1 protein-coding gene is annotated in these 418 nt (G+C 35.6%); it reads left to right on the forward strand.

Annotation, left to right across the window (positions count from 1 at the left end; translation table 11 throughout):
- On the forward strand, window positions 1-418 hold a 418-nt coding region (locus CXF65_RS01110; RefSeq protein WP_157823988.1), incomplete at both ends, for a hypothetical protein.

A 418-nucleotide genomic window follows, 5' to 3' on the forward strand; every position in this document is an offset into this window, starting at 1 on the left:
ATTTGCCACAAAAGAAGGTGGAAGTGACTTTAATCTTGATTACACCTACCCTTTGAACTTTGAGCAATGGATGCAGCTCAGTGATTTACAAATATGGCAACTGCGACATGGTACAGATGTATTTATGAATATTAGAATAAATAGGCAAAGTGACCCTGAAACAGGCAACCGTCATTACCTGATTAGCTTAGATATTTTCGATGAGTTAGAGTTAATAAGACAAATAATCCCTAATAACTATGATGAATCTTTGACCAAAGAATATAGTAAGCTTTATGGCGGATTACCTGAAGCTAGACTTTTTTTCGAGACTAAAGCCATTAAAATGGGATTGAAGATTCAGCAAAATCAACCTGACTATACGCTACCACTCGTACTTAAAGAGACAGGTATCGACACCAGTAAATTTATCTCTATT

The sequence above is a fragment of the Psychrobacter sp. Sarcosine-3u-12 genome, from assembly GCF_002836005.1.
In the GTDB taxonomy this organism is placed as follows: domain Bacteria; phylum Pseudomonadota; class Gammaproteobacteria; order Pseudomonadales; family Moraxellaceae; genus Psychrobacter; species Psychrobacter okhotskensis.